Source organism: Nocardioides rotundus (assembly GCF_019931675.1).
GTDB lineage: Bacteria > Actinomycetota > Actinomycetes > Propionibacteriales > Nocardioidaceae > Nocardioides > Nocardioides rotundus.
Genome location: NZ_CP082922.1, coordinates 2006543 through 2033479 on the forward strand (window position 1 = coordinate 2006543; position 26937 = coordinate 2033479).

Here is a 26937-nt window from a genome sequence, read left to right on the forward strand (position 1 = left end):
CCCTCCACGATTCGGGGGGAACCACATGTTCCTCGGGACGCAGGCCGCGTTGTTCTACCACGCCCGAACGGTGGCGATAGTCGCTGCGCAGGAGGGCGCGAGGGCCGCTGGCGGTGAGAACGGCAAGGAGGCCGACGGGGTCAACGCCGCCTCCTCGTTCATCGCCGACGCTGGTGGCGACGACGTACTCACCGGCGCGAATGCGACAGCCAATCGCACCGCCACCACGGTGACCGTGACAGTGACCGGTCACAGCTTGAGCGTGATCCCGGGCTGGAGCCCGGCGATCGTCCAGACGGCGTCGCTGCCCGTCGAGAGGCTGACCGCTCCGTGATGACCTGGACGCGCATGAGGGACGAGCGTGGCTCGGCTGCGGTCGAGGCCGCTGTCGGCTTGCCTGCCTTCGCGCTGTTCGTCGGTCTCATCATCTTCGGTGGCCGCACCGCCACCACCCACTCGGCCGTCGAGTCCGCTGCCGCCGACGCCGCCCGCACGGCCTCCATCGCCCGCACGGCGTCCGAGGCGACGAGCGAGGCGAAGGCCGCGGCGCAGGCCAGTTTGGCCAACCAGGACATTCACTGCCTCAGCGTCACGGTGTCGGTCGACGTGTCCGACTTCGGCAAGACCGCCGGCGAGGCCGGGTCGGTCTCGGCATCCGTGGAATGCCTTCTCGATCTGGCCGACCTGTCCGTTCCGGGCGTCCCAGGCAGTCGCCTGATCAAGGCCACCAGCAGTTCGCCGCTGGACACCTGGAGGGAGCGGGCATGACGCACCGAACTCGCGGTGAACGCGGCTCCATCAGCATCTGGCTGGCGGTTTCGAGCTTCGTGATGATGATGCTCGTCGGGCTGGCCGTCGACCTCGGCGGACAGGTCCACGCCAAGCAGCGCGCCCACAACATCGCCGCCGAGGCCGCCCGGACAGGCGGCGAGCAGGTGCAGGCCGCGCCCGCCATCAAGGGAGAGTACGTCGTGGTGGACGCCGTCGCCGCGCGTAACGCGGCCGAGGACTACCTGAGCGCCTCGGGCGTCACCGGCACTGTGACCGTCACCGGCGGAGACACCATCACGGTCGATGTCACCGACACCTACAAGCCGACGTTCCTGAGCTTCATCGGCATCGGTGACCTGACCGTCACCAGCACCGCCTCGGCACGACTCATCCGCAGCCTCGGAGGGAGCGAACAATGACTCCGCCCACGTTTGCCCAGCGAGTTCGCGGTCTCGCGGCCACGCTCGCCCTCCTGCTTCTCGTCGCCGGGGTGCCGTTCCTGCTCAGCGGCATTGGTGCCGCTCCCTGGAGGGCCGACCTCGGCTCGCTTCGGAGCCTGCTGACCAGCCCCGACGACGGGACGCTCGCGATGGTCGTCATCGCGGGCGTGGCGTGGCTGGCGTGGCTGGTCGTCGCGGTCTCCGTCGTCCTGGAAGTCGTCTCGCAGGTCCGCGGTCTCCCGGCTCCGACACTGCCCGGGCTCGGCGCGCCACAGCGGGCTGTCGGCCAGCTCGTCGCGGTCGCGGCGCTGCTGTTCGTTGCTACCCCGACCGTGGTCGCGGCGTTCCCGACTCCGCCAGCCCGTGCCGCGACTGCGCCCGTCCTCGGGGCGCCGCGACTGGCAGCCGTCGAGGTTGCGCCCCTCCTCCCCCAGGCTGCGCCCCTCCTTGCCACCGCAGACTCGCCAGCGACGGAGAAGTCGACGATCGACTACACGGTCAAACGCGGTGACAGCCTGTGGAAGATCGCCGAACGCCTGCTCGGCGATGGCACGCGGTTCACCGAGATCGTCGACCTGAACAAGGCGGTCCTCAACGGACGCCCCGACTTCATCGTGTCCGGCACCGTGTTGAAGGTGCCGTACGAGGCGCCGGAGGTCGACACCGACGGTCCGGCCGAGGAGTACGTCGTGCAGCCTGGGGACACCTTGTCGGGGATCGCCGAGGCGAAGCTGGGCGACCCGATGCGCTACCCACAGCTCTTCGAGGCATCCCGCGACACCGTGCAGCCCGATGGAGCGACGTTGACCGACCCGGACCTGATCCGGCCGGGTTGGGAGATCACAATTCCCGGGCAGGCGAAGCACAAGGCCGAGGTCCCGGAAGAGCCTCCCGTCGAGGTCGTGCCGCCGGCCGATGTCGAGCCTCCGGTAGAGACACCGCCCGTCGAGCCAACGCCTGAGCCGACGGAGTCGCCAGAGCAGCAACCCACCCCCGCTGCAGGCAGCACCGACGAGGCGGACGACGTCGAGTCGTCGGCACCCGGCTGGCTGGTGCCCGGCCTCACCGGGGCGGGCGCAGTTCTTGCGGCGCTGGTGCTGCTCGCCGTACGCGCCCACCGCAACACCCAACTCCGCTACCGCCGACCCGGGGAGACCATCGCCCCTCCTCCCGAGGAACTTCGCGCGGTCGAGAAGACCGCCTTCGTCGCGGGGGCGCCCTTGACCAAGGTCATCGAGGATCTCGACCGCGCGCTGATGCACCTGGCTGGCGAGTGCTCGGACGCAGGACGGGCGCTGCCCGTGCTCGCCTCAGCGACACTGGCCAAGGGCGCCGTCAGCCTGCACCTCGCCGAAGAAGCCGACCTCCCCGAACCGTGGACGGGCGCCGAGCGCGAGTGGCAACTCGCCCTGAGTCAGGAACTGCCGGATCGCCAAGACGTGCTGCCGCCGTATCCACTGCTCGTCAGCGTCGGGCAGAACGACAACGGCCTGCACCTCGTGAACCTGGAGCAACTCGGCGTCGTGGCACTGGCCGGCGACCCGGAGCGCACCAAGGCACTCGCACGGCACATCGCGGCCGAGCTTGCCCTCAATCCGTGGTCGGCCATCGTCGAAGTCAACGTGATCGGTCTCGGCGAGGAACTCACCCCGCTCGACAGCCTCCGTTTGCGCCACCACGAGAGCGGCAAGCAGGTGGTTCCCGATCTGGTCCGCTCGGTCACAGCGTCGCTGGAGAACGGCTGGGGCGATCCCGACCCGTACGGCGTGGTCATCACGACCGGTGACGGGACGACCGAACTTGCGCCCCTCCTTCGCTCGCCGACCTCCCGGATCGGCACAGCCTTGGTGTCCCTGGCTGCGACCCTCCCGGCACCAACCGCCATCGAAGTCGATCAGACCGGGCGTTTGCGTGCGCCCTCCCTCGGACTCGACCTGGAAGCCGCCGGCCTGACCAGCGAGGAGGCAAAGGCGTGCGCCGCCATCGTCGACCTCACCCGCGAGAGCCAGCCGGTCAAGATCGCGCCCTTCGAGCAGGCCGCCGACGGTTGGATGGCACTCGCGGACCAGGCCGGCGCCCTCCGAGAGGAGCTGACCCACGTCCGTGAGGAAGGACCGGCGGGCGACCGCTCACTCCTGCCCGAGTCGGCCGGGGAGTACGTCGAGGCTGCAGCCACCACCGCCGAGGATGTCGAGAATCTCGCCCCAGTCGTGCCGGGACAGGTCCGCCGTACGGTCGAGGAAGCCGATCCGACCCTCGACCAGGACGTCGCCGACTGGTTCGACGCCGAAGTGGAGCGTCCTCGATTGGTGCTTCTCGGTGCGGTGAGTGCCGAAGCGTACGGCGAGGCCAAGCCGGTCATTCTGAAGCGCCGACCGTACTTCGTCGAGATCCTCGCCTATCTCGCGTTGCACCCCAAGGGCGCCACCGCCAGCGAGATGGCCGACACGTTCGGAGTCGCCGCGTCTCGGGCCAGGACAGAAGTCAGCGCACTGCGCGATTGGCTCGGCACGAACCCTCGCACAGGTGGCCCCTACCTGCCGCCAGCCAACGAATCACCGGTCTATCTGGAGACCGGCGTGAAGACCTACCAAGTGCTGGACGTGCTCGTTGACCTGGACCTGTTCCGTCGCTTGCGTGCCCGCGGCCAGGCGCGCGGCGCGGACGGCATCACGGACCTGCGGACCGCCATGTCCCTGGTCCAGGGGCTTCCGTTCAGCCTGCTACGCGACAAGGGCTGGAGTTGGCTACTCGACACCGAACGGGTCCACGAGACTGTCGGTTGCGCGATCGTCGACACCGCGCACCTCCTCGTCGTCGACGCGCTCGCAAAGGGTGAGCTCGACGTGGCGCGAACCATTGCCGAGACCGCCTGCGAGGCCGCGCCCTACGACGACATCTGTCGGCTCGACCTGGTGAAGGTCGCCGCCGCCGAGGGCCACGGCGAGGCGGTCGAGAAGATGCTCAACGACGACGTCTTCAACCGCACGGACGACTACCTCCCGCCCATCGACCTCCCCGAGAGAACGGGCGACATCGTCGGCCAGGAGGGCTGGGGCAACTCCAAGCGTACTCCGCCCACCTGATTTCGGGCGTCGCGATGCAACGGAGATCGCGAATTCCGGGCTGCGAGCCTGAGGCTGCATTTCGCCCACAAAGACGCACACGCTCGCAACCGAAGTCCGTGATCTCTCGAGGCTCTCGAGTCGCCCAAGGCCTCCGCGGTTCGCACCAGTCGCAAGGCCTCGCAGGGCCGGAGCCGCCACCACGCGCATCCGCGGTGTCAATGTCGGTTACACGGCCCCGCGTTGGCCCCGCTGCGCGCGGGGCTTGTGGATGATTGCTTCGCCATGTCGGCGCTGACGAGTACAGTTACCACTACATCTAGTACTTACACCGCTGTAGTTAGGGGCTGTGGCTGCTAGGTGGGCACATAGCAGCAAGCCCCGACCTTCGGGGTGAACCGACGATCGGGGCCTGAAATACAAGCGGGAACTTGTTCGGGAACCGTAGCACTGGGCTAGGTGGGCTCCCCCAATGGGGGCTCACCCGGCGCGCCACCAAACAGTGGTCGGTTCTACGACTGGTGTGCCAGAGAGAACTACCGTGGCTAAGCCGCCGAAGAACCATGGCAAGACCTGGACCAACAGCGACAACAAGGCGCTCAAGCAGTTGGCGTCGCAGAACACGCCCACCCGGGTGATCGGGCTCAAGATGGGGCGTACCGCCGACGCGGTGCAGTCGCATGCGTCCGAAATCGGGGTCAGCCTGAAGCCGACCAACCAGTCGCCGTACGGCACCAAGAAGAAGTGACTCCGGTGGCTACCGACAACCGGGGTGGCCAGCATCGGGTGAGAGCGAAGGTCCGCTGCCTGAACGGGCATCAGCACGACCTCTGCGTCCTCGTCCGTCGCGAGGTTCACCCGGATCTCCGCTGTCAGCCGGATCAGGGATCCGGATACGCGATCGGTGGCGGCGGTTGCACCTTGCCCCGCGACCTCGACGAACTCGCTGAGCGTGAGTTGCGGGACAACTACCAGGAGTCGAGGCGACGCGGCTGGATCGAGATCGCCGCTGCCTGACCCGTCAGGGCGCTCCGGTCGACAGCCGTCGGCCGGAGCGCTTTGCTGTCCGGCTCGACGTTATGGGTGAAGCGAGAGGGGCGAGGTCGCCGAATCGTCTGCCTAGGTGTGGATCAAGGACCCGGTTCGCCTGCCGCTGTGTCGGTGGTCCGTGGCATACCTTGTTGTCATGGCGGACGGAAGCGGCATCGAGTGGACGGAAGCCACGTGGAACCCCACGACTGGCTGCGACCGAATCAGCCCAGGCTGCGACAACTGCTACGCCCTCACGCTGGCGAAGCGGCTGAAGGCTATGGGTAACCCGAAGTACCAGGAGGATGGTCACCCTCGCACGAGCGGTCCTGGATTCGCGATCAGCGAGCACCCCTCAGCGCTCGACATTCCGCGACGGTGGTCGTCACCGCGAGTGATCTTCGTGAACAGCATGTCCGACCTGTTTCACGCTCGCGTGTCGTCGTCGTTCATCCGCGACGTCTTCCAGGTGATGGAAGAGACGCCCCGGCACACATACCAGCTGCTCACCAAGCGGCCTCGACGGGCGGCGCGCATGGCGGAGGAGCTTCCGTGGCCCAGCAACGTCTGGCTGGGTGTCAGCGTCGAGACGTCGGACCAGCTGTGGCGGCTCGATGACCTGCGCCGGGTGCATGCCGCGACCCGGTTCGTGTCGGCAGAGCCGTTGCTAGGGTCGCTCGCCGGGTTGGATCTCACCGACATGCACTGGCTGATCGCGGGCGGCGAGAGCGGGCCGAATCACCGTCCGCTGGACCCGGCATGGGTGCGCGAGCTCCGCGACGAGTGCCGTGACCAGGGTGTCGCATTCTTCTTCAAGCAGTGGGGCGGACGTACGCCGAAGAGCAACGGGCGCGAGCTCGACGGGCGCCAATGGGACGAGATGCCGGAGCTTACGCGGGCGTGATCAGGAGGTTGTAGAGGTCCTCCTGCTCGACGCCCTTGGGGTCGGTGATGGTCTTCTGGGCCGCTCGCGCCTTGTTGATCGCGGCGCGCAGGTGCGTCCCGCGTACAACGCCAACTAGGTCCTCGCCGAGGATCTCGTCAACCCGGTCGATGATCTTGAACGCTTGCCCCTTGGCTAGCTCGGCGATCAGCCGCTCCGTGAGCGTGTCGACCCACTGCTCCTTCAGCTTCTTCTCTTCGGCCTTCCACGTCGTCTCCCAGTCGGCGGCCGAGCCGAAGAGGTCGTCCTCAGCGTCCTGCTCGGCGTTGTACTTTCGCCAGTGCTCCAGGCCCTTCGACGCGGACTCGCCGAACGTCACCATGCCGTAAATCGTCCGGGTGGCGAACACGAGGTAGTACACCGGCTTCAGGTGGGCGCGCGGCTTGACGTCGATGATCCAGGTCCCGAGCGCGCCGGAGTGCTCGCGGAGTTTCTCGGCGTACCCTTCGACCACGGCCAGCTCGGCTGCCATCTTCTGGTCCTCCGACGCGGCCTTGGTGGGGCACTTCTCGAGCCAGGCCGCCCGCCACCACGCCCCACCGCACACCGCATCCATGCGCTTGAGCGACGTCTCGTTGGGCGTCGCGCTGTACAGCAACCCCGCGACTCGGCGCAGGCCAGCCGTCAGGTTGATAAGAACCTCCGTCGCAGGCGTGCCGAGACCGCTGGGCCGGTCGAAGATGATGGCGACCTCGTCCATCGGGATGGGCAGGCCGCACGGGTCGAGGTAGACGAAGACCGGAATGTCCTTGACCGCTTCCAACAGCACCGGCAGGTGCTTGGAGATGTCGTCGTCGGTGATCGTGTACACGACGCCGTCGCCGTCCGCCTCGGCAACCTCACGCAGCTTTGCCACGGTCTTTGGGTCGTCCTCCACGAAGTGGCACTCCACCTGGCGCGGGCTCCTGAAGGCCGCGAGCTTCTTGGCCTTCCGCAGCAGCATCGCCCCGGAGCCTTCCGCCCCGTCCTCGTAGCGGCCCGGCCCGGCGTACCCGTCAATGAAGGCCACGCGGTTGTCCTTCGACGTGCTGCCGGTCTTGCTGGCGAACGGCGTGGCGTAGCTGTTGATGATGGCGTGCTTCAGCACCGCCGCCGCCTGCTTGTTGTTGTGGAAGTTGCTGGTGTCGCTGGACAAACGGGCGACCCCTGAGAGATCCGCATCGAGGCAACAGGCTAGGTGACCGGAGACACGCTCACGTGGATCTAGCGGAGGTCTGCTGCACGATCCGGTGTCAGATTGACCTGCCCTACCGCCGCGACGACCGGCCGACCCCGCCACCCCTGCCGTCTGAGCCCCTGCGCGAAGAATCATCCTTTGGGTCGCGCAACCCCCCTCCGCCAAAGTCTTTCTACTTTCGGAGGGGCGCAGCCTCATGTGGTCGTGACCTGCACAAACGTCGGCTGGGATCAGCAACCATCGTGACGATGCCCGGGAGCAGCTCGGCCGGCTGACCCTGACCAGCTGCGCGCTGCCGTGAATCCGTCGGTGGTCGCGGTTCTCTTCGAGCCCATCCAGGGGGAAGGCGGAGTCGTGCTTCCTCCGGACGGCTTCCTGCGCCAACTCCGCGACCTGTGCACCGAGCAGAACGTGCTGATGATCGCCGACGAGATCCAGTCCGGTCTCGCGCGCACCGGCCGTACGTTCGCATGTGACCACGAGGACGTGGTGCCAGACGTCTACGTGCTCGGCAAGGCTCTCGGCGGCGGACTCTACCCGGTCTCGGCCGTGGCAGCAGACCAAGACGTTCTCGGTGTGATCACGCCCGGAACCCCACGGCTCCACGTTCGGTGGCAACCCGCTGGCCGCCGCCATCGGCCTCCAGGTCGTCGAGCTGCTCAACTCCGGAGAATTCCAGGAACGCGCCCGCCAGATCGGCAGCCGCCTCACCGAAGGTCTCGACAGGCTTGTCGGGCACGGGGTGGTTGCCGCCCGCGTGCGCGGAGCATGGGCTGGAGTCGACATCGATCCCGCGCTCATGAGCGGTCGTCGCGTCTGCGAGGAACTGCAGGCCGAAGGCATCCTCGCGAAGGACACCCACGGATCGACGGTCCGCTTCGCGCCCCCACTGGTCGCCAGCGACGAAGACATCGACCTGCTGATCGACGCGCTGGCAAGAGTCCTGGCCGCCGCCAGCACCTCGTGACCACGAGCCTCCGAAGTCCGCCCGACCGCCGACGGGCCGCATGCGTTGGCACCGCACGCGACGAAGGCGCCGGCCCTTTGCGCGTCGCAGCCGTGACGACGATGTCATCGTCTCGACAGGAAGCGCCGACCATGCGGGCAACGGCGCTGCGCGGTCATCGACCCCCGGCCCGGGCGAGTGCGAGCCAGGTGTCGACGACGGTGTCGGGGTTGAGCGACATCGACGCGATGCCCTGGGCGAGCAGCCATTCGGCGAGGTCGGGGTGGTCACTGGGGCCTTGGCCGCAGATGCCGACGTACTTGTCGGCGTCGCGGCATGCCTGGATGGCGCGGTCGAGCATGAAGAGTACGGCGGGGTCGCGTTCGTCGAAGGAGCCGGCGACGAGCGCGGAGTCGCGGTCGAGGCCCAGCGTCAGCTGGGTCATGTCGTTGGAGCCGATCGAGAAGCCGTCGAAGCGCTCGAGGAACTGCTCGGCCAGGATGGCGTTGGAAGGGACCTCGCACATCATGATGACCTCGAGGTCGTTCTCGCCGCGGACCAGGCCGTGCTGGGCGAGCAGGGATATCACGCCGTCGGCCTCGGCGAGGGTGCGCACGAACGGGATCATGATCTTGACGTTGGTCAGGCCCATGTGGTCGCGCACGAACTTCAGTGCCTCGGCTTCCATGGCGAAGCAGTCCGCGAAGTCCTCCGACAGGTACCGCGAGGCGCCGCGGTAACCGATCATCGGGTTCTCCTCGTCGGGCTCGTAGAGCTCACCGCCGACGAGGTTGGCGTACTCGTTGGACTTGAAGTCGCTCATGCGGACGATGACGGGTTCGGGGGCGAAGGCCGCGGCGAGCATGGCTACGCCTTCGGCGACGCGTTGCACGAAGTAGTCGCGTGGGCTCGGGTAGGCCTTGATGGTCTCGGCGATCTGGGAGCGCAGGGGCTCGTCGAGGGTCGCGTGGCCGAGCAGGGCCTTGGGGTGGATGCCGATCTGTCGGTTGATGATGAACTCGAGCCGGGCGAGGCCGACGCCGGCATGGGGGAGCTGTGCGAAGGCGAACGCCTGCTCGGGGGTCCCGACGTTCATCATGATCTTGGTGGGGATGTCGGGCATGGAGGCCAGCTCGGTCTCCTCGACGGTGAAGGCGAGCCGGCCGTCGTAGACCAGCCCGGTGTCGCCCTCGGCGCACGAGACGGTCACCTCGCGTCCGTCGGCGAGCTCGCCGGTGGCGTCACCGGTGCCGACGACGGCGGGGATGCCCAGCTCGCGGGCGATGATCGCGGCGTGGCAGGTGCGTCCGCCGCGGTTGGTGATGATCGCGGCGGCCCGCTTCATGATCGGCTCCCAGTCGGGGTCGGTCATGTCGGCGACCAGGACCTCGCCGGGGCGGAAGTCGTGCATCTGGTCGATCGAGGTCATGACACGTACGGCGCCGGCCCCGATCTTCTGGCCGATCGCGCGGCCCTCGATGATGACCGTGCCCTGGTCGGTCATCCGGAACCGCTGCTGCACCCCTGCTCGCGACATCACGGTCTCGGGGCGGGCCTGGAGGATGTAGAGCTGTCCGTCGAGGCCGTCCTTGCCCCACTCGATGTCCATCGGACGGCCGTAGTGCTCCTCGATGGTGAGCGCGTGCCGGGCGAGCTCCTCCACGTCGGCGTCGGTGAGGCTGAGCAGCCCGCGCTCGGCCGGGTCGGTGTCGACGAAGGCGGTGCTCCTGCCCACCGAGGGGTCGGCCGTGTAGACCATCTTGGTGGCCTTCGACCCCACCCCGCGCTTGAGGATCGCGGGACGGCCGGCGCGCAGTGCCGGCTTGTAGACGTAGAACTCGTCGGGGTTCACCGCGCCCTGGACGACGGCCTCGCCGAGTCCGTAGGAGGAGGTCACGAACACCGCGTCGTCGAAACCGGACTCGGTGTCCATCGTGAACATCACCCCCGACGCCCCGATGTCGGAGCGCACCATCTGCTGCACGCCTGCCGAGAGCGCGACGCTGTCGTGGTCGAAGTCATGATGCACGCGGTAGGCGATGGCCCGGTCGTTGTAGAGAGAGGCGAAGACCTCGCGGATCGCCTGGAGCACGCCATCGATGCCGGTGATGTTGAGGAAGGTCTCCTGCTGGCCGGCGAAGGAGGCGTCGGGAAGGTCCTCCGCGGTGGCGCTGGAGCGTACGGCGAACGAGACGCCCTTGCGCCCGTGCAGCAGGGTCTCGTAAGCAGCACGGATGTCGGCCTCGAGGTCCTCCGGAAACGGCCGGTTGGCGACGGACTCCCGAAGCGACCTGCCGACGCGGGCGAGCTGTTGGGTGTCGTCGGTGTCGAGATCCTTGAGCGCGTGGGAGATCTCCTCGGCCAGGCCGGTGTCGCCGATGAAGCGTCGGAACGCATCTGCAGTGGTGGCGAATCCGTCCGGGACGTTGACGCCCAGCGACGCGAGGTTGCTGACCATCTCACCCAGGGACGCGTTCTTGCCGCCGACCTGCTCGAGGTCGCCCAGGCCCAGCTCGGCGAAGGGGCGGACGTTGGGGGACTCGCTCATGGACGGCTCCTCGGGGTGGACCTGGGCGGGGTAGGGACGTGCGGGGGTACGGGCGACGGAGTGGGTAGCGAGTTCATCGTCTTGAGTCGCTGCAAGATGATGGTCGAGATCTCCTCCACCGACTTGGTCGAGGAGTCGACGACCGGCAAGCCGTGGCGCTGGAACATCTCGGCGGTGCGGCGCAGCTCGAAGGTGCACTGCTCGAGCGATGCGTAGCGGGAGTCGGGGCGACGTTCCTGGCGCACCGCGGCGAGCCGCTGGGGGCTGGTGATCAGGCCGAAGCACCGCTCGCGCAGGTGTCGGACAGGGCGGGGCAGCTCGGGGTGGTCGAGGTCGTCGTCGACGATCGGGTAGTTGGCCACGAACAGGCCGTGCTGCAGGGCGAGGTACATCGAGGTGGGGGTCTTGCCGCAGCGTGAGGGCGCCACCAGGATCACGTCGGCCTTCTCCAGGCCACGCACCCGCTGGCCGTCGTCGTGCTCGATGGTGTACTCGATGGCCTGCATCCGGCTGTTGTAGCGCTGGATGTCACCCACGCCGTGCAGCCGGGCGGGCAGTCGTACCCCGCGGGTCTGCAGGATCGACTCCACCGAGCCCATGTGCAGGTCGAAGAAGTCGATGACCGGGCAGCGGGTGCGCCGCAGCTCGAGGCGTACCGCGTCGCTGGCGGCGGTGGTGAACACCAGTGGGGTGCGGGGGCTCTCGTCCATGGCGCGGTCGAGGCGGGCCACGACATCACGTGCCTCCTCGACCGTGGAGATGAACGGGATCACGGTGCGGTCGAAGCGCAGGTCGGGGAACTGGATGAGCAGCGCGTTGCCCATGGTCTCGGCGCTGATCCCGGTGCTGTCGGAGAGGAAGAACACCGGCACCACGTCGCTCGCTGATCCGTGGTGCATCTCCTCGGCCGTCCTCACGCCGGGGGCAGGGGATGGTCGGTGCCGACGAGCAGGACGTGCAGGGTCCGGGGCCCGTGCACGCCCTCGACCCGCTCCAGCTCGATGTCGCTGGTGGCTGAGGGGCCACTGATCCAGGTCAGGGGCCGGCCGGCGTCGATGGCGTCGCGGAGCGGCGCGATGGACTCGGGCACGTCGCCGACCAGCTGCGACTCGTGCACGACGCACACGTGCACGTCGGGCACCAGCGAGAGGGCGCGGCGGCCCTGGTCGGGGCCATGGTCGAGCACGATGGTGCCGGTGACGGCGATGCCCACCGCGGCCGCGGTGACGACCGCGTCGAACCGGTCAAGTTCGTCCGACGACAGGTCTCCCTGGTCGGCGACGACCTCGACGCCATCCAACGTGGCCACCCACTCGCGTGGCAGTCCGGGCGGTATGACGACGCGGGTGGCGAGGGAGAGAGCTGCAGCCACGGCCGCAGGGATGCCGTCGGGGGCGACCCGCTCGACGACGGCGCGGTAGTCCTCGACGCGTTCGGCGAAGGTTACCGCGATGTCGGGGAGCGGGGTGGTGGCGCCGTACTCTCGCTCCGGCGGCGGCGTCCGGTCGGCGCCCACCAAGGCGGCGGTGATCCGCGCGAGCATGTCGTCTCGGGTGCTCTGGACTGGTCTCATGGCTGGTCTCCCTTCTCGCGCTTCCACCAGGAGCGGAAGGACTCGGTGGGGGGTGTCGGTGCGTCGCGGGCGTCGCTCCAGGCCGAGAGCGGTCCGGGGAGGCGTCCGATGGTGTCCTTCTTGCCCAGGGCCCGGCCACTCAGCTCGGCGCCCTTCTGGGCCTTCTCCCAGCGGCGGTGGTCGGCGAACATCCAGGCGGCTCCCTTCATCGCGATCTGCTCGCCCGAGGGGATGCCGCCGCGGTGCTCGTCGACCACGCGGGTGCGGAGGTGGACGAGGAGCTCGGGGATCTCGATGTTGACGGGGCAGACGTCGCCGCAGGCGCCGCACAGCGACGAGGCGTAGGGCAGCGACTGGTCCACGTCGCTGGCGGTGCCGCGGAGCTGGGGGTTGAGAATGGCGCCGATCGGTCCGGGGTAGACCGATCCGTAGGAGTGGCCGCCGACGCGTTGGTAGACGGGGCAGACGTTGAGGCAGGCCGAGCAGCGGATGCAGCGCAGGGCCTGTCGGCCGACCCGGTCGGCCAGGGCGTCAGTACGTCCGTTGTCCAGCAGCACCACGTGCACGTCCTGAGGGCCGTCGCCGGGGGTGATGCCGGTCCAGGTGGAGGTGTAGGGATTCATCCGCTCGCCGGTGGAGCTGCGAGGCAGCAGCTGCATGAACACCTCGAGGTCCTCCAGCCTTGGCAGCACCTTCTCGATGCCGACGACGCTGATCAGGGTCTCGGGCAGGGTCAGGCACATCCGGCCGTTGCCTTCGGACTCGACCACGACGAGGGTGCCGGTCTCGGCGATCGCGAAGTTCGCCCCCGAGATGGCGACCTTGGCGCGCAGGAACTTCTCGCGCAGGTGCACGCGCGCGGCCTCGGCGAGCTCGCGAGGGTCGGAGGTGAGCCCTCCGGGGGGAGGGGTGCCGACCTGGCCCATCTCGCGGAGGAAGATCTCGCGGATCTCGGCTCGGTTGCGGTGGATGGCGGGGACCAGGATGTGGCTGGGCTTGTCGTGCCCGAGCTGGACGATGAGCTCCGCGAGGTCGGTCTCCCAGGCGTGGATGCCGGCTTCCTCGAGGGCTTCGTTGAGGCCGATCTCCTGGGTCGCCATGGACTTGACCTTGACGACCTCCTCGGCGCCCGTGGCCCGCACCAGGGAGGTGACGATCCGGTTGGCTTCCTCGGCGTCTGCCGCCCAGTGCACGGTGGCGCCGGCCCGGGTGAGGGACTCCTCGAGCTGGACCAGGTAGGTGTCGAGATGGGTCAGGACGTTGTCCTTGATCGCCGCTCCCGCCTGGCGGAGCTCCTCCCAGTTGTCCAGCTCCTCGACGACCCGGGCCCGCTTGCCGCGGATGGTGCCGGTCGCGTGCTGCAGGTTGCGGCGCTGCTGGGAGTTGCCCAGCGCCTCCTTGGCCGCGGTCTGGAACTTCGGCATCCCGATGAAGGTGCCGCTCATGCCGTCACCTCCTGGTCTGTCGTCTTGCGGTGTGCTGGTCCGGTGGCCGAGCCGGGCTGGTTGCCGAGCTCGTTGTCGACGGCGAAGTCGCGTTCGGTCGAGGCGAGCACCTCGGCCAGATGCATGACCCGGATGCCGGAGCGCTGCCGGGTGAGGAGTCCGCCGATGTGGGCCAGGCAGCTGTTGTCGCCGGCGACCAGCACCTCGGCGTGGGTCTCCCGCACGTGCTGGGCCTTGTCGGAGCCCATGGCCACCGAGGTGTCGGCGTTCTTCATCGCGAAGGTGCCGCCGAACCCGCAGCACTCCTCGGCCTCGGGCAGGTCGACGAGGTCGATGCCGCGAACCTCCCGCAACAGCCGCAGCGGCTTGTCGGCCACCCGCAGCATCCGCAGGGAGTGACAGGTGGGGTGGTAGGTGACGCGGTGCGGGAAGGTCGCCCCGACGTCGGTGACGCCGAGGACGTCGACAAGCAGCTCGCTGAACTCGTAGACCTTGCCGGCCGTCGTGGTGGCGCGGTCGGCGAGGGCGGGTTGACCGCAGCCGCGGGCCACGGTTGCGTGCTGGTGTCGCACGCTGCCCACGCAGGACCCGGAGGGGGCCACGACGGCGTCGTACACGTCGAAGACGTCGGCGAAGCGTTCCACCAGCGGCAGGGCCTCGCGGGCGTAGCCGGTGTTGGTGAACATCTGCCCACAACACGTCTGCTCCAGGGGGAACTCCACGGTGACGCCGAGGCGCTCGAGGACGGTGACGACCGCCTTGGGCGTCTCGGGCCACATCGTGTCGTTGAAGCAGGTGGCGAAGAGCGCTACACGCATGCCGCGGCCGGGAAGCGGGGCCTGCGGGGTCAGCGGGCTGGAGGTCATGGCGTTCACACCATCCAGGAGAGCACTGTGGACTGCAGTCCGACCAGCAGGCACAGCGCCAGCAGCAGGCCCAGGCTCCAGAAGATGAGCTTGCGGAAGATGTCGGACTCCCGCCCGGCCAGCCCGACCGCCGCGGCAGCGATGGTGAGGTTCTGGGGGCTGATCATCTTGCCCACCACCCCGCCGGAGGTGTTGGCCGCCACCATCAGGCTCGGGTCCAGGCCGGCCTTCTCCGCCGCGCTCTGCTGCAGCGTCGCGAACAGCGCGTTCGCGCTGGTGTCGGAACCGGTCACCGCGGTGCCCAGCCATCCCAGGATGGGGGAGAGGAACGCGAACGCGGCACCGGTGCCGGCGATCCAGTGACCCATCGTCACGGTCTGACCCGACAGGTTCATCACGTAGGCCAGGGCGAGCACGGAGGCGACGGTGAGGAACGCGAAACGCAGCGTCTTGACGGTCCCTAGGAACGTGGTTGCGATGCGCGCGGCCTTCACGCCCTGGACCAGCCCGACGATGATCGCGCAGATGACGAGCAGGGTGCCAGGCGACGACAGCCACTGCCACTTGTAGACGGTGGAGGCCGACTCCACAGCGCCGTGCAAGCCGGGCCACTCCACCAGGCGGTCGGTGCCGGCCAGGAAGTCGGTGACCGGGGTGACCAGCTTGGCGACGGAGAAGACCGCGATCACCAAGAGGTAGGGGAACAACGCCATCATGATGCGCCCCGGCGTGAGGAGCGCGGCGCGCTGCGCGACCAGGTCGATCTCCTTCTTCGCCTCGACGACGACGCTGCCGTCCCCAGCGGGGCCCCCCGGGTGCAGGTCCTCGTCCCCATGGGAGGCCATCAGCCGCTCGGCAGCCTCGTGCGAGCCCTTCGGCTGCCAGAAGCGAAGCATCACCACGGCGGCGGCCAGGCCGGCCAAGGAGGCGATGATGTCGGTGAGCTCGACGGAGATGAAGTTGGAGCTGACGAACTGCGCCAGACCGAACACCGCGCCGACGACCAGGGCGACCGGCCAGACCTCGCGCACCCCACGCCGACCGTCAGCCACGAAAACAAGAATGAGCGGAACAAACAGGGCGAGGAACGGGGTCTGGCGGCCGACGATGGCGCCGATCTCCTCGTACGGGATACCCGTCAAGGCGCCAGCTGTGATGATCGGGATGGCCATGGCACCGAACGCCACCGGCGCGGTGTTGGCCAGCAGGACAACCATCGCGGCACGCAGCGCAGGAAACCCGACCGCGACCAGCATGACCCCGGAGATCGCAGCGGGAGCGCCGAAGCCGGCCAGCGCCTCCAACAGGCCGCCAAAACAGAAGGCGATGATGATCGCCTGGATGCGCGGGTCCTCCGAGATCAGGTGGAACGTGGCCCGCAGGTCCTCGAACTTCCCGCTCACCACGGTCAACTGGTGCAGGAACAACGCGCCTAGCACGATCCACATGATCGGGAACAACCCGAAGACAGCGCCCTCGGACGCGGACAGCAGGGCCAGGTCCGCCGGCATGCCGTAGGCCAGCACAGCCACGGCCACGGCGACGGCCACGGCACTCATGGCGGCGAGGTGGGCCTTCCAGCGCAACACACCCAAGGTGACGAAGATCGTCAGCAGCGGAAGTGCTGCTACCAGCGACGACCAGGCGAGGCTGTCTCCGAGAGGAGCGAGATCGGGCACGTACATGGAACCTCCACGGGGACGACCAGACAACGGTCTGGAAGCGGGCCGACCTCTGTGTGGTCTGACCATAAAGAGGACTGTAGAGTGATGTCCATCACCTCGTCAAGAGTGGAAGGACGCCCATGAGTGAGCGCGCAACGCCTGAGAACGCCCCGGTCAGCGAACTGGGGCCTTGGCAACCCATCGCCCGTAGCCGCTCATACGAACTGGTGGTGGACCAGATCGAGGAGCAGATCCTCGCGGGGACGTTGCGGGTCGGGGACCGGCTGCCGGGCGAACGAGACCTGGCCAGCCACCTACAGGTCAGCAGAGCCGCCGTGCGTGAAGCAATCCGCAGCCTGGAGGCTCAGGGGGTCGTGCGCTCAGCGGTGGGATCAGGCAAGGACTCCGGCACCCTCGTCTCGGCCATGCCCAGCGAAGCCCTGACTCGCCTGCTGCGCCTGCATGTGGCACTGGCCAACTTCCCCATGAACGACGTCGTCGACGCGCGCGTCATGCTGGAACGCTCCAGCGCCATCCTGGCGGCCAAGAACGCGGCTCCAGCCAACCTCGACACGATGCGTGCGGCGCTGGACGGGATGGAACGCCCCGACGTCGATCAAGAGACCTTCAACGACCTGGACACCGCCTTCCACGTCGCGATCGCCGAAGCCAGCGGGAACCGGCTGGTAGCAGACATGACCATCGCCCTACGCGACTCCATGCGTCGCCCCATCCTCCAAGCGCTGCATGCACTCGGATCGGACTGGGAGCGGGTCGCCGATCAACTGCGCGCCGACCACCGCGCCATCTTCGCCGCCATCGAGGACGGACACGGTGACCTCGCGGCCGAACACGTCGACCAACACATCCGGTCCGCCCATGCCGCGCTGCCCTTCGTGCGTTAAGGGTCCTCGAACCCCTATCGCCGGCAGTTGTGACCCACGAGTCACAACCGTCGCAGCAGGTCAGCAATCCCGCCCTACTCAGTCAACCGTACCCAACACTCACAGCGTGACCGGTGCGGGATCTTCACGCGCTCCAGCGTGCCCGGAGTTCAGTGCCAGTCGAGGCAGACGACGGTCGCGTCGTCGCGGACGTCGCCGCCTTGGTGGTTCGTGACGTCCCTGGTCAGATGGCGTACCGCCTCAACGGGGGGCACGTCGCGTCGGTGTCGGAGGTGGGCGGCGAGCCGCGAGGTGCCGTACGGCTCGTCGCTGGCGTTAGTGGCCTCGGTGATGGCCGTCGCTGTAGAACAGCAGCCGATCGCCCGTCCTCATGGAGATGCGGTGCGGCCGGTAGTGCGTGCCGGGGAAGATCCCCAAAGGGATGTCGGGTGGGACCCGTAGAGAGCGCACATGACCGGCGCGCAGCAGCAACGGAGGCGGGTGGCCCGCGTTGACCGCGATGCCGGTGCCTGTGGCTGGGTCGAGCTGGACGAGGAAGCCCGTGGCATAGCTTTCTTCGCCGAACTGCTTCTCGAGTTGAGCGGAGGCTTCATCGGCTTGTTCGATGATGTCGGCACCCGCCCTGCGTTGGTTACGCATAGTGGTGACGGCCAGGCCGCCCAGCAGCGCAGCCCGGAGGCCGTGACCGATGGCGTCGGTGATGGTGACGGTCAGTCGATCCCGTCCGACTGCGTAGTCGAAGGTGTCCCCGGCGATCTCGTAGGCAGGTTCGAGGTTTCCGGCGATAGCGAACTCGGCGGTGTCGTAGGCGAGCACCGGTAGGAGTTCCCACTGGATCTCCGCGGCCAAGAGGAGGTCGCGGCGGCGGCGGATGCGCTCGAACCGGTCGGTGTAGCGGCGGGCTGCGGTCAGTGAGTAGGCGACCAGGCGACCGGTGTCCTCCAGAGTCCGCAAGGATCCCCGGGCCGGTTGAAATGGGAGCAATCCCCCGCCCCCTCTGCGCCCCTCCTCGGAGGGGCGCTCTCAGGGGGGCGCTTTTTGGTGCGCAGGCTGAGGACAGTCGAGTGCATGAACCAGTTGCCCCAACCACGAGCCGCGACAGTCCGGTGGAGTCCGCGGCTCCTCAACGACATCGTCAACGCACCGGATCTCGCTACGGCGGCGGAACACCTGGGGGTCAACGGCATCCCCGTGTTTCCGTGCGTCCCCTGCGGCAAGCGCCCGCTGACCGCCCACGGCTTCCAGGACGCCAGCGCCGAGCGGGACGTCCTCGACTTCTGGTGGCGGCGACACCCTGACGCCAACATCGGCGTGCCTACAGGCGCGGCCGGTGGCGTCGACGTGGTCGACGTCGATGTTCACAAGACCGTCTCCGGATACCCCGCCTTCGAGCACGCACGCCGGGCCGGCTTCGTCGAAGGCTGGGCCTGGCTGGTCCGCACCCCGTCAGGCGGACTGCACGCCTACTTCCTCCACACAGGCGAGCGCGAGCAGCGGTCGTGGCAGGTGCCGGGCAAGCACATCGACTTCCGGGGCGATGGCGGCTACATCATCGTCCCGCCCTCCCGGGTGACCGGCGAGGACGGTGTGACCCGCAGCTACGAGCAGATCGCGATCGCCTCCCACCATCCCGCCGCGGTGGACGCCAACGGGCTCCGAGGGTTCCTCGACCCGCCCCGGCCAATGCGCCCACCCACCGACCTCCCGGCCGTCGGCGCGAGACCGGACAAGCTCGCCGCGTGGGTCGCATCCCGCCCCGAAGGAGGCCGCAATGGTGGCCTCTTCTGGGCGGCCTGCCGGATGGCCGAAGAGGGCCACGACCTGAGCACAACGACCTCCCTGCTCGGCCCGGCGGCGTACACCGCCGGGCTCCCGGAGCGGGAAGCGATGGTGACGATCCGGTCGGCGTACCGGATCGCGACTCGACTCGGGCAGGCGAGCCAGCCGCGCCCTACGAACGCGGTTGAGGCGGTGGGACTGTGAACACGCCGGACCCCTACGTGCGCCACCTCGACCGCACTCCCCCAGAACCTGCTCCGACCCCGGATGCCGAGAAGGCGGTCGATGCCCTCGCCGTCTACAAGGACCCGTCGGTCCCGACCTCCGGTGCCCGGCAGGAGACAGACCGATCTCATCCGAGCGTCGCCTGGGTTCGTCCTAGCGAGATGCCGACTCTGCTCGGCTCGAAGTTCGTACGTCGCGGCATCGACCTCCAGGCCGAGCTGACCCGCCGCGCGCGTCGTACCCCTGGCTCTGCCGTCTCCAAGGCGTCGCGCCGCATCACCCGCACCTCGATCGCTCGACCTGAAACCACACGTCCGAGCATCACCGACCAAGAAGGACTCGGGCTATGACCGCACCAACCTATGCAACCGCTGAGGGGCTGCGGCTCCTCTTGCTCGACCTCGCGTACGCCGGTCGGCACGCATGGCAGACCAGCCCGGAAGCCGCCGAGCTGATGACCTACGCGATGGACAAGTACGCCGGCCTCGCCCACAAGCACGGCCTCGAGCCGAGCGATGCTGCCGTCGCCGCTTTCGAGGTGATGCGGATGCGATCCACTCGCGTCGCCGAGGACCCCTGGGCCGTCGTCACCCATGCGGTCGAGCTGAGCCTGATCTACGAGTCCCGGGCCGAGGGACTGCTCTGCTCGACCGGACGGGCGCGCAAGACAGCCGGCCTCGATTACCACGACGCCGAGCGGTTCGCTGATCGTGATTCTGAGATCGCGGACTATCACCCGGCGTTCCACTTCTTCGCCAAGATGGCGGACCCGTACGGCGAGAAGGAGGACAACGTTGACGGCGAGCCGACCAACGCGTTCTTCGCCCTCGACACCGTTGTGGAGTTCTTCGTAGAACTCGGTTGGCCCCCCACCAGTGCGCGGCTCGCGATGGAATACATCGCCGCTCGGCTCAGTCGCTGCGGTAAGCCCGAGATCGCCTACAGGTCTCTGCTCCGAGAAGGCGACGGCCCAGGATTCCTAGACATCGGGCAAGACGCGTGGATTGACGTGCTCCGCGCCGTGCTTGGTGACCCGCACCCCGACTTCGAGGGCACAACGCGGGGCCTCGGACTCCTCAAGCGCGTAGCAATGGGCTTCCCTGCCACTGAGCACTTCGACGACCACGGACTCGTCCACATGGTTGAGGCAGCCGCACCGGACTTCACCAACGAGCCAGGTGAGACGTATGTCTGAGCGCGGCCACATCGAGCTCGACCGCTCCGTCAGCACCATCGTCGTCGGCGAACGCCACCGCCGGGACACCGGCGACCTGACCCCCCTGATGGACTCCTTGAAGCGAGTCGGCCTTCTTCAACCCGTCACCATCACACCCGACGGCTACTTGATCTGCGGCTACCGCCGCCTCGAAGCGGCCAAGAAGCTCGGATGGCACACCCTGCGTGTGTGGGTGAGGTCCGGGATCAGCGACGAGCTGACCCGGCTCCTCGCCGAGCGCGACGAGAACACAACGCACAAGCCGCTCTCCAACATCGAGGCCGCGCATCTGTACGACGAGATGAAGACCCTCCTCCAGGAGGATGCAGCCCGGCGTCAGAGGGCGTCGCAGTTCGGACACGAAGATGACAAAACTGCAGGCCAGCCCGGTGGTTCCGAATCGGAACCACCGGGAGCACCCGGCAGGACTCGACACCAGGCGGCCCTTCTGGTCACGCAGCGGGCATCCCACACCCGGCTGGAGGCGATCCTGGAGATGGAGCGCGTGGCTGCTGACCGCGAACTCCCAAAGGACGTCCGGAAGGTCGCCGAGGACGAGCTGGCCGCAATCCGCAACGGCGGCCCGGTCGACCCTCGCTACCAACGCGTGATGGCCGCCAAGCGCATCGCCGCGATGATGGCGCCCGGAGCCGAGGCCAAGCTCAACGAGGAAGCCGAAAAGGCCCTCGAGCAAGCCAAGAAGGACCGGCGTCGGCGCATCCAGGAGAACAAGCGACGGCGTGAGGAAGAGGCCGCCAACCGGAAGCGATCGACACGCTCGTTCAACCTCAAGTGGGCCGAGATGGACGGCTGGTCGAAGAGGTACGACGTCGAGCAGATCGCCCGCGAGATCAAGCCCGATGACTGGGCGCTCTTCCTGCGCGTCATCGACGAGACCAAGGCGTTCGCCGAGGCCGTCACCCTCGTCAAGGAGTCGGGCGGCACACCTGAGTCGTGACCACCCCGACTCCCGAAGGCCATGCCGATGCTCTACCCGACCACTGCTGATGACCTCCGCCGCCGGCGCCTCATCGTCGCCGGTGTCGCCTCCGCCCTGTTGCTGATCGCGTTCGTGACGTACGCCGTGCTGGTCCACCGGGCGCACTCCCCCAGCGCTGCGTCGACCAAGGCGCAGGCGCCGGTCGAGTTGACGGAGGTCCACGACGTCCCGGCAGTGACCGAACTGCCTGAACTGCGCCGGACGTCGGACCCCGAGACCTTCGCTCGTCAGGTCGCTGAGGCGATCTTCGCGTGGAACACCGCGACGCTCGTCTCCAGGACCGACCACATCGAGCTACTAATCGAAGTCGCCGACCCGGCCGGCGAGTCCACGCCCGGCCTGGTGTCCGACCTCGACAACTACTTGCCGACGCAGGACGCGTGGGTCGAACTGACCAAATACGCGACGGAGCAATGGCTCACCGTGGACTCGGTCAGCACCCCAACCAAGTGGGCCGAGGCTGAGGCGCAGGCCGGTGACGAGCTGCTTCCCGGCACGACGGCCCTCACGATCCAGGGCACCCGCCACCGCTCCGGCATCTGGGAGGGCGAGCCGGTTTCGTCCGAGCACGACGTGGCGTTCACCATCTTCCTCGTCTGCGCGCCGTCGTACCCCGAGTGTCACCTGCTCCGGCTGTCGATGCTCGACAAGCCGCTGGACTGACCGATGGGCAAGGTCGTCGCTGGCGGGTTGGTCGCGATCCTTCTTGGCCCGGCCTGCATCCTGCTGGGTCTTGGAGCGCTCATGAGTCCAGCGGCGCAGGCCGAGAACCAGTGCCTCGTCTCGCCGGCATCTACTCCGGTCGGTGGGGCTGCGCCCAGGCTCCCCGAGACCGCCCGAGTGGTCGTCCCGCTCCCTGGCGGGACTTGGGTGCGAACGAGTGGCTTCGGGAGGCGGGTCCACCCGGTCACCGGCGAGTACAAGCTGCACACCGGCGTCGACCTCTCCGCGCCAGCCGGGACGCATATCCTCGCCGCGGCCGACGGCCGTGTGGCGTTCGCCGGACCAGCCACGGGCTACGGCCACCTCATCCTGATCGAGCACACCGTCGGAGGAAAGCGGGTTGCCACCGGCTACGCCCACATGTACGCCGATGGCATCCATGTCGAAGCCGGCGATACCGTCACCGCTGGGCAGTACATCGCCGACGTCGGCTCCGACGGCTACTCCACCGGCACACACCTGCACTTCGAGGTCCGCCCCGGTGGCACCGACGCTGCGCCAGTCGACCCGGAGCCCTGGATGGCCTCGAACGGCGCGGCAAACGTCGAGGGTGGCTCAGCCACGAGTGCCGCAGGATGCGCCAATGGTGGTCCGGCGTCGCCGTACACCGGCAAAAGTCCCGACGGCCTTGTCGACGACCCGACCTCTGACGGACAGATCACACAGCGGACCGCGCACATCCTCTCCCAGGTCCAGAAGAACTTCCCCGACTCCCACTGGGCGTGCTGGTCGCCGCGCTCGGGGAAGTCCGAGCACCCCCTTGGCCGAGCCTGCGACGGCACCTTCGGCAACTCGATCGGCACCGCAGCAAGCGGCCGTGCGCTCGACTACGGCTGGAAGGTCACCAACTGGCTGAAGGAGAACGCCGAGACCCTCGGCGTTGAGTACCTCATCTGGCAGGGACGCATCTGGTCGGTAGCGCGAGCGTCCGAGGGCTGGCGACCTTACGACGGCGGCGGGATGCACAATCCCAACCGCGTGACCGGCGGACACTACGACCATTGTCACTGGACGGCTCGGGCATAGCACCTGATGACCATGAAGATCCCCGCGATTCTGTCTCTCGTCGGCCCCGACTTCGGTGCCGTCGGCGGCTCTAGCCAACTCCGCGCCATCGTCGGTGCGCTGCTGACCTACGGGTTGATCGTCGCCGTCCTGATGGTTGTCATCTGCGCGGCGACGTGGGCCATCGGCTCCTCCAACGGGAGCTGGCAGACGGCGAGCAAGGGCAAGACCGGCCTCTTCGTCGCGCTCGGCGGCGCGGTCCTCACGGGTGGCGCGCTCGCGTGGGCCAACTGGCTCCTCGAAGTGGGAGCGACGTTGTGAGCGAGGAGCAGCTCGCCTTCGACATCGAGGGCATGCTCCACGAGGCGGCCGTCGAGTCGACTCCCGAGTGGCGTGGTGCTCCCCTGCACTTCACCACGGCCTACTACCCGCCTGCCGATCTCGATGCCGCCTTCGAGCACTGGCAGTTCCTCCACGCCCACGACACGACCCACGTCCACAGCCGCATGTGGCGCCACTCGATCACCGTCCCCGAGAACGCCCAGGTCGCGGGCCACGGGTCCGCGCTCTACACAACAGACTTGCGTTGTGAGCTGTGGAAGCACGCCGACCGGCACGAGTCGTGCCAGTGTGTCGGCGATCTGATGCACCAGGCGATCTGTGAACCGTGCGAGTGGAACGCGATCACCGACCACGAGAACGTCGCTGTCGAGTTGTGGCACGACCACGGGCTCCCGGGCTGGCGCGAACTCCCGATCGTCCCGTCGAGGTTGCGTGCGATGGACAGGGACCAGATGTCCAAAGCCACGAAGAAGTGGATCGCCAAGAACTACCCCGAGTCCATGCAGGTGCCCGGTGCGCCGATGATCACGGAGCGTCGCCCCTTCGGCACGCGGCACGTCCCCGGCCGCTCGCCCTGGGGCGGCTACGACATCTCCCACACGGCCGTGGGCCCTGACCGCATCGTCGAGGGAGCCAAGCCCCTCCGCCGTACCCACGACTGTCCGCTGGAGTCGACCCGATCGATCGCGCCGTCAGGCATCGGCCTCGGCGACTGAGTTAGTTCCCCAGCCGAGTCTTTAGGTCTTCCCGGGCGCGGTGATACCTGCTGCGGATGGTGCCAGCCGGCTTACCTAGGTGCTGTGCGACCTCCGCCAAGCTCAGACCGTCCCAATGAACAAGTCGAATGATCTCCCGATCCAGCGGCTTGAGACCGTCCAAGGCCGTTCGGAGATCAAGCACTCGCACATCCGTGTCAAGTTTTTCCACCTCTGTTGCGAGCTCGCCGCGGAGGCGGTCAGCAAGTGCGTTGCGGCGGCGGCCGGCTCGACGATGCGTTGCTAAGACCCTCCGAGCTATCCCGAACGCCCACATCCTTGCCGACTGTCCATCCGTCGGGATGGACGTGGCTCTCCGCCACAAGACGACGACCGTCTCGCTGACCAGGTCTGCGGCGTCGGCCTGCGGATCGACACGGCGCAGGAAGTAGTTGAGAAGCATGGGGCTGATTTCGGAGATCCATTCACCGAACTCGGCCTCCGAAGGAGACGACCGCACGGCCTCGTCGACCGTCACCGTTCGTCATCCGCCAAACAAGTCGAGTTGAGTCCCCGATAGTGGTGTAGCGCGGTCGCCGAGATCGTCGCCGGCGTGTACGTCGGCGCGGGCGCGGCCACCGCGTGATCCTTCGAGTCAACCTTCTACCGAATCCTCGAGGACCATCACGATGACCGCTCCCCACATTGTCGACCCTGCCGGCCTGCTTGGCGAAGCACTCGCCGAAGCCTCGCCCGATCTGATGCGCGATCTGCTGCAGACGATGATCAACGCCCTGCTGTGCGCCGATGCCGATGCGGTGGTCGGCGCCGAATACGGCCGACCCACACCCGGCCGGACGACGCAGCGCAACGGCTACCGCCACCGCGACCTAGACACCCGGGTCGGCACCATCGACGTCGCGATCCCCAAGCTCCGCAAGGGCACCTACTTCCCCGAGTGGCTGCTCGAGCGCCGCAAGCGCTCCGAGGCCGCGCTGATCACCGTCGTGGCCGACTGCTACCTCGCCGGCGTGTCCACGCGGCGGATGGACAAGCTGGTCAAGACCCTGGGCATCGACTCGCTGAGCAAGTCCCAGGTCTCCCGGATGGCGGCCGAGCTCGACGAGCACGTCGAGCAGTTCCGGCACCGACCCCTCAACGACGCCGGTCCGTTCACGTTCGTGGCCGCCGACGCGTTGACGATGAAGCTGCGCGAGGGCGGCCGGGTGATCAACGCGGTGGTGCTGCTCGCCACCGGTGTCAACGGCGACGGACACCGCGAGGTCCTCGGCATGCGCGTGGCCACCGCTGAGACCGGCCCGGTCTGGAACGAGTTCTTCGCCGACCTCGTCGCCCGCGGCCTGACCGGGGTCCGTCTGGTCACCTCAGATGCCCACGCCGGCCTGGTCGAAGCGATCGCGGCGAACCTGCCTGGAGCCTCCTGGCAGCGCTGCCGCACCCACTACGCCGCGAACCTGATGTCGGTGACGCCCAAGACCATGTGGCCCGCGGTCAAGGCGATGCTGCACTCGGTCTACGACCAACCCGACCGGCCCGCGGTCCATGCCCAGTTCGACCGGCTCCTGGACTACGTCGACGGCAAGCTCCCCGAGGTCCACGACCACCTCGACACCGCCCGCGCGGACATCCTGGCCTTCACCGGCTTCCCCAAGGACGTGTGGACCCAGATCTGGTCCAACAACCCCGCCGAACGCCTCAACCGCGAGATCCGCCGCCGCACCGACTCCGTGGGCATCTTCCCCACCCGCGACGCCATCATCCGACTCGTCGGAGCCGTGCTGGCCGAGCAGACCGACGAATGGGCCGAAGGCCGCCGCTACCTCGGACTCGAGGTCCTCGCCCGCTGCCGGGTCAACATCATCCCCACCACCGAACCCGAGATCGGAGCCGATAACCTCCCCGCCCTGACCGCCTGAGCCACCACGAAGGAGAACGCAGCGCTACACCACTACCCGGGACTTGACCACAAGTCGCCGCGTAGCCCGCCAACATCGGTCCACCGGTGGCCTCACCCGGACGGCTGAGGTCAGGGACAACGACCCGCGCCTTGGCGAAGAACTCCTGCTTCAGCGCTCCGTAGACCGCGTCGAGACTATCTTCCCCTTCACGCACGTTTCCTACCGTTGCGGTGACGATGGGAGACCAGTCAGTGTCGGCGGCGAGTGCGTTGACCTCGCTCAACTGCTCATCGGAGAGCCCCTCGAACTCCATGTAGAGCCTGCAAGTCTCGGGCTTTCCTGTGTCGCGGGTCCAGTCAACCGAGATCGGGGCGCTGAGCCTCTGCGTTTTCGCGTCCATGTCCTGAAAGGGCGGGATGCTGAGTAGGTAGGCCGAAGTGGTGCCCGCGGCCATGAGCAGGAAAGTGGCCGCGACAGCCCCTCCGGCAACGACGAGCGGCCGGCGGCCCGCTAGTCGCCGCTTCGCGTTCGCGCGGCCCCCGGCGACGATGGCAAGGCTACGTGCGAGCGACTCTGCACGTTCGGTGGCACGAGGCGCAGCCTCCTGAAGAAGGAGGTCGAGTTCCTGATCGTTCATGTTGACTCCCATTGTCAGTCATGG

Annotated in this window: 29 protein-coding genes and 1 pseudogene; 19 read left to right on the forward strand and 11 right to left on the reverse strand. The window is 68.0% G+C overall.

The genetic code is table 11. The annotated features are described in order from the left end of the window. The first annotated feature begins 25 nt into the window (after window positions 1-25). The 7 genes from K8W59_RS10000 to K8W59_RS10030 all read left to right on the forward strand — a co-directional run bounded on the left by K8W59_RS10000 (window position 26) and on the right by K8W59_RS10030 (window position 6209). Complete coding sequence (locus K8W59_RS10000) at window positions 26-334, forward strand: pilus assembly protein (RefSeq protein WP_223399688.1); 309 nt, start codon at window positions 26-28, stop codon at window positions 332-334. Next, window positions 334-768, forward strand: coding sequence for a TadE/TadG family type IV pilus assembly protein (locus tag K8W59_RS10005; RefSeq protein WP_223399689.1), 435 nt, complete (start codon window positions 334-336; stop codon window positions 766-768). The genes K8W59_RS10000 and K8W59_RS10005 overlap by 1 nt, the downstream gene beginning before the upstream one ends. Beyond that, window positions 765-1190: a TadE/TadG family type IV pilus assembly protein gene (locus tag K8W59_RS10010; protein WP_223399690.1), complete on the forward strand. Its 426-nt coding sequence runs from the start codon at window positions 765-767 to the stop codon at window positions 1188-1190. The genes K8W59_RS10005 and K8W59_RS10010 overlap by 4 nt, the downstream gene beginning before the upstream one ends. Next, window positions 1187-4297, forward strand: coding sequence for a LysM peptidoglycan-binding domain-containing protein (locus K8W59_RS10015; RefSeq protein WP_223399691.1), 3111 nt, complete (start codon window positions 1187-1189; stop codon window positions 4295-4297). Before K8W59_RS10010 ends, K8W59_RS10015 begins: the two co-directional genes overlap by 4 nt. Window positions 4298-4817: 520 nt before the next feature. Next, window positions 4818-5024, forward strand: a complete 207-nt coding sequence (locus tag K8W59_RS10020) for a hypothetical protein (RefSeq protein WP_223399692.1) — start codon at window positions 4818-4820, stop codon at window positions 5022-5024. Window positions 5025-5029: 5 nt separating this feature from the next. Then, entirely contained in the window at window positions 5030-5293 is a 264-nt protein-coding gene (locus tag K8W59_RS10025; RefSeq protein ID WP_223399693.1) for a hypothetical protein, read from the forward strand. A gap of 169 nt (window positions 5294-5462) precedes the next feature. Beyond that, the gene (locus tag K8W59_RS10030) at window positions 5463-6209 is read left to right on the forward strand and encodes a DUF5131 family protein (protein WP_223399694.1); all 747 of its coding nucleotides are present in this window, start codon (window positions 5463-5465) and stop codon (window positions 6207-6209) included. Here K8W59_RS10030 and tcmP read toward each other — a convergent pair. Then, complete coding sequence (gene tcmP / locus K8W59_RS10035; RefSeq protein WP_223399695.1) at window positions 6196-7383, reverse strand: three-Cys-motif partner protein TcmP; 1188 nt, start codon at window positions 7381-7383, stop codon at window positions 6196-6198. The genes K8W59_RS10030 and tcmP overlap by 14 nt on opposite strands. 351 nt (window positions 7384-7734) lie before the next feature. Here tcmP and K8W59_RS20165 point away from each other — a divergent pair. Together K8W59_RS20165 and K8W59_RS20170 are read left to right on the forward strand one after the other, a co-directional pair. Then, window positions 7735-7950, forward strand: a pseudogene (locus tag K8W59_RS20165) (aminotransferase class III-fold pyridoxal phosphate-dependent enzyme); the annotation flags it as partial. A 109-nt stretch (window positions 7951-8059) separates the two neighbouring features. Further along, window positions 8060-8392, forward strand: a complete 333-nt coding sequence (locus K8W59_RS20170; RefSeq protein ID WP_263283311.1) for an aminotransferase class III-fold pyridoxal phosphate-dependent enzyme — start codon at window positions 8060-8062, stop codon at window positions 8390-8392. A 154-nt stretch (window positions 8393-8546) separates the two neighbouring features. On the opposite strand, the gene ppsA is transcribed toward K8W59_RS20170, so the two are convergent. Genes ppsA through K8W59_RS10070 form a run of 6 tightly spaced genes read right to left on the reverse strand, consistent with a single transcriptional unit; the run spans window position 8547 to window position 16488 of the window. Further along, the gene (gene ppsA / locus K8W59_RS10045) at window positions 8547-10919 is read right to left on the reverse strand and encodes a phosphoenolpyruvate synthase (protein ID WP_223399696.1); all 2373 of its coding nucleotides are present in this window, start codon (window positions 10917-10919) and stop codon (window positions 8547-8549) included. Beyond that, window positions 10916-11836: a pyruvate, water dikinase regulatory protein gene (locus tag K8W59_RS10050; protein WP_223399697.1), complete on the reverse strand. Its 921-nt coding sequence runs from the start codon at window positions 11834-11836 to the stop codon at window positions 10916-10918. Before K8W59_RS10050 ends, ppsA begins: the two co-directional genes overlap by 4 nt. Continuing rightward, window positions 11833-12492, reverse strand: coding sequence for a LutC/YkgG family protein (locus tag K8W59_RS10055; protein WP_223399698.1), 660 nt, complete (start codon window positions 12490-12492; stop codon window positions 11833-11835). The genes K8W59_RS10050 and K8W59_RS10055 overlap by 4 nt, the downstream gene beginning before the upstream one ends. Then, window positions 12489-13937 carry a LutB/LldF family L-lactate oxidation iron-sulfur protein gene (locus tag K8W59_RS10060; protein WP_223399699.1) on the reverse strand — a complete coding sequence of 483 codons (1449 nt, stop codon included), beginning with the start codon at window positions 13935-13937 and terminating at the stop codon, window positions 12489-12491. The genes K8W59_RS10055 and K8W59_RS10060 overlap by 4 nt, the downstream gene beginning before the upstream one ends. Continuing rightward, on the reverse strand, window positions 13934-14803 hold the full coding sequence (locus K8W59_RS10065; protein ID WP_223399780.1) for a (Fe-S)-binding protein: 870 nt from the start codon (window positions 14801-14803) through the stop codon (window positions 13934-13936). The genes K8W59_RS10060 and K8W59_RS10065 overlap by 4 nt, the downstream gene beginning before the upstream one ends. A 5-nt stretch (window positions 14804-14808) precedes the next feature. Next, a complete protein-coding gene (locus tag K8W59_RS10070; protein ID WP_223399700.1) occupies window positions 14809-16488 on the reverse strand; it encodes an L-lactate permease in 1680 nt (559 codons plus the stop codon). A 119-nt stretch (window positions 16489-16607) separates the two neighbouring features. On the opposite strand from K8W59_RS10070, the gene K8W59_RS10075 reads away from it, so the two are divergent. Further along, on the forward strand, window positions 16608-17372 hold the full coding sequence (locus K8W59_RS10075; RefSeq protein WP_223399701.1) for a FadR/GntR family transcriptional regulator: 765 nt from the start codon (window positions 16608-16610) through the stop codon (window positions 17370-17372). 149 nt (window positions 17373-17521) lie between these two features. On the opposite strand, the gene K8W59_RS20375 is transcribed toward K8W59_RS10075, so the two are convergent. Both K8W59_RS20375 and K8W59_RS10080 read right to left on the reverse strand, forming a co-directional pair. Next, the gene (locus K8W59_RS20375; protein WP_397195999.1) at window positions 17522-17731 is read right to left on the reverse strand and encodes a SpoIIE family protein phosphatase; all 210 of its coding nucleotides are present in this window, start codon (window positions 17729-17731) and stop codon (window positions 17522-17524) included. Beyond that, window positions 17688-18326 (reverse strand): PP2C family protein-serine/threonine phosphatase, encoded by a 639-nt coding sequence (locus K8W59_RS10080; RefSeq protein ID WP_263283303.1) that lies wholly within the window; start codon window positions 18324-18326, stop codon window positions 17688-17690. Before K8W59_RS10080 ends, K8W59_RS20375 begins: the two co-directional genes overlap by 44 nt. A 114-nt stretch (window positions 18327-18440) precedes the next feature. Here K8W59_RS10080 and K8W59_RS10085 point away from each other — a divergent pair, with 114 nt between their 5' ends. From K8W59_RS10085 to K8W59_RS10120, 8 genes are all read left to right on the forward strand, one after another. Beyond that, window positions 18441-19355, forward strand: coding sequence for a bifunctional DNA primase/polymerase (locus K8W59_RS10085; RefSeq protein ID WP_223399702.1), 915 nt, complete (start codon window positions 18441-18443; stop codon window positions 19353-19355). Then, complete coding sequence (locus K8W59_RS10090) at window positions 19352-19726, forward strand: hypothetical protein (RefSeq protein WP_223399703.1); 375 nt, start codon at window positions 19352-19354, stop codon at window positions 19724-19726. The genes K8W59_RS10085 and K8W59_RS10090 overlap by 4 nt, the downstream gene beginning before the upstream one ends. After that, window positions 19723-20571, forward strand: coding sequence for a hypothetical protein (locus K8W59_RS10095; RefSeq protein WP_223399704.1), 849 nt, complete (start codon window positions 19723-19725; stop codon window positions 20569-20571). Before K8W59_RS10090 ends, K8W59_RS10095 begins: the two co-directional genes overlap by 4 nt. After that, window positions 20564-21550 carry a ParB N-terminal domain-containing protein gene (locus K8W59_RS10100; RefSeq protein ID WP_223399705.1) on the forward strand — a complete coding sequence of 329 codons (987 nt, stop codon included), beginning with the start codon at window positions 20564-20566 and terminating at the stop codon, window positions 21548-21550. The genes K8W59_RS10095 and K8W59_RS10100 overlap by 8 nt, the downstream gene beginning before the upstream one ends. A gap of 114 nt (window positions 21551-21664) precedes the next feature. After that, entirely contained in the window at window positions 21665-22255 is a 591-nt protein-coding gene (locus K8W59_RS10105) for a cell wall protein (protein ID WP_223399706.1), read from the forward strand. A gap of 3 nt (window positions 22256-22258) precedes the next feature. After that, window positions 22259-23341 (forward strand): M23 family metallopeptidase, encoded by a 1083-nt coding sequence (locus K8W59_RS10110; RefSeq protein ID WP_223399707.1) that lies wholly within the window; start codon window positions 22259-22261, stop codon window positions 23339-23341. Between the two features lie 6 nt (window positions 23342-23347). Continuing rightward, window positions 23348-23641, forward strand: a complete 294-nt coding sequence (locus tag K8W59_RS10115) for a DUF6112 family protein (protein ID WP_223399708.1) — start codon at window positions 23348-23350, stop codon at window positions 23639-23641. Then, window positions 23638-24378: a DUF6349 family protein gene (locus K8W59_RS10120; RefSeq protein ID WP_223399709.1), complete on the forward strand. Its 741-nt coding sequence runs from the start codon at window positions 23638-23640 to the stop codon at window positions 24376-24378. Before K8W59_RS10115 ends, K8W59_RS10120 begins: the two co-directional genes overlap by 4 nt. 1 nt (window position 24379) lies before the next feature. Here K8W59_RS10120 and K8W59_RS10125 read toward each other — a convergent pair whose 3' ends face one another. Next, window positions 24380-24895: an RNA polymerase sigma factor gene (locus K8W59_RS10125; protein WP_223399710.1), complete on the reverse strand. Its 516-nt coding sequence runs from the start codon at window positions 24893-24895 to the stop codon at window positions 24380-24382. A gap of 151 nt (window positions 24896-25046) precedes the next feature. Between K8W59_RS10125 and K8W59_RS10130 the strand changes: the two genes are divergently transcribed. Continuing rightward, entirely contained in the window at window positions 25047-26294 is a 1248-nt protein-coding gene (locus tag K8W59_RS10130) for an IS256 family transposase (protein ID WP_223398700.1), read from the forward strand. On the opposite strand, the gene K8W59_RS10135 is transcribed toward K8W59_RS10130, so the two are convergent. Beyond that, the gene (locus K8W59_RS10135; protein WP_223399711.1) at window positions 26236-26913 is read right to left on the reverse strand and encodes a hypothetical protein; all 678 of its coding nucleotides are present in this window, start codon (window positions 26911-26913) and stop codon (window positions 26236-26238) included. The two genes, K8W59_RS10130 and K8W59_RS10135, sit on opposite strands and share 59 nt — an antisense overlap. Between the last annotated feature and the right edge of the window lie 24 nt (window positions 26914-26937).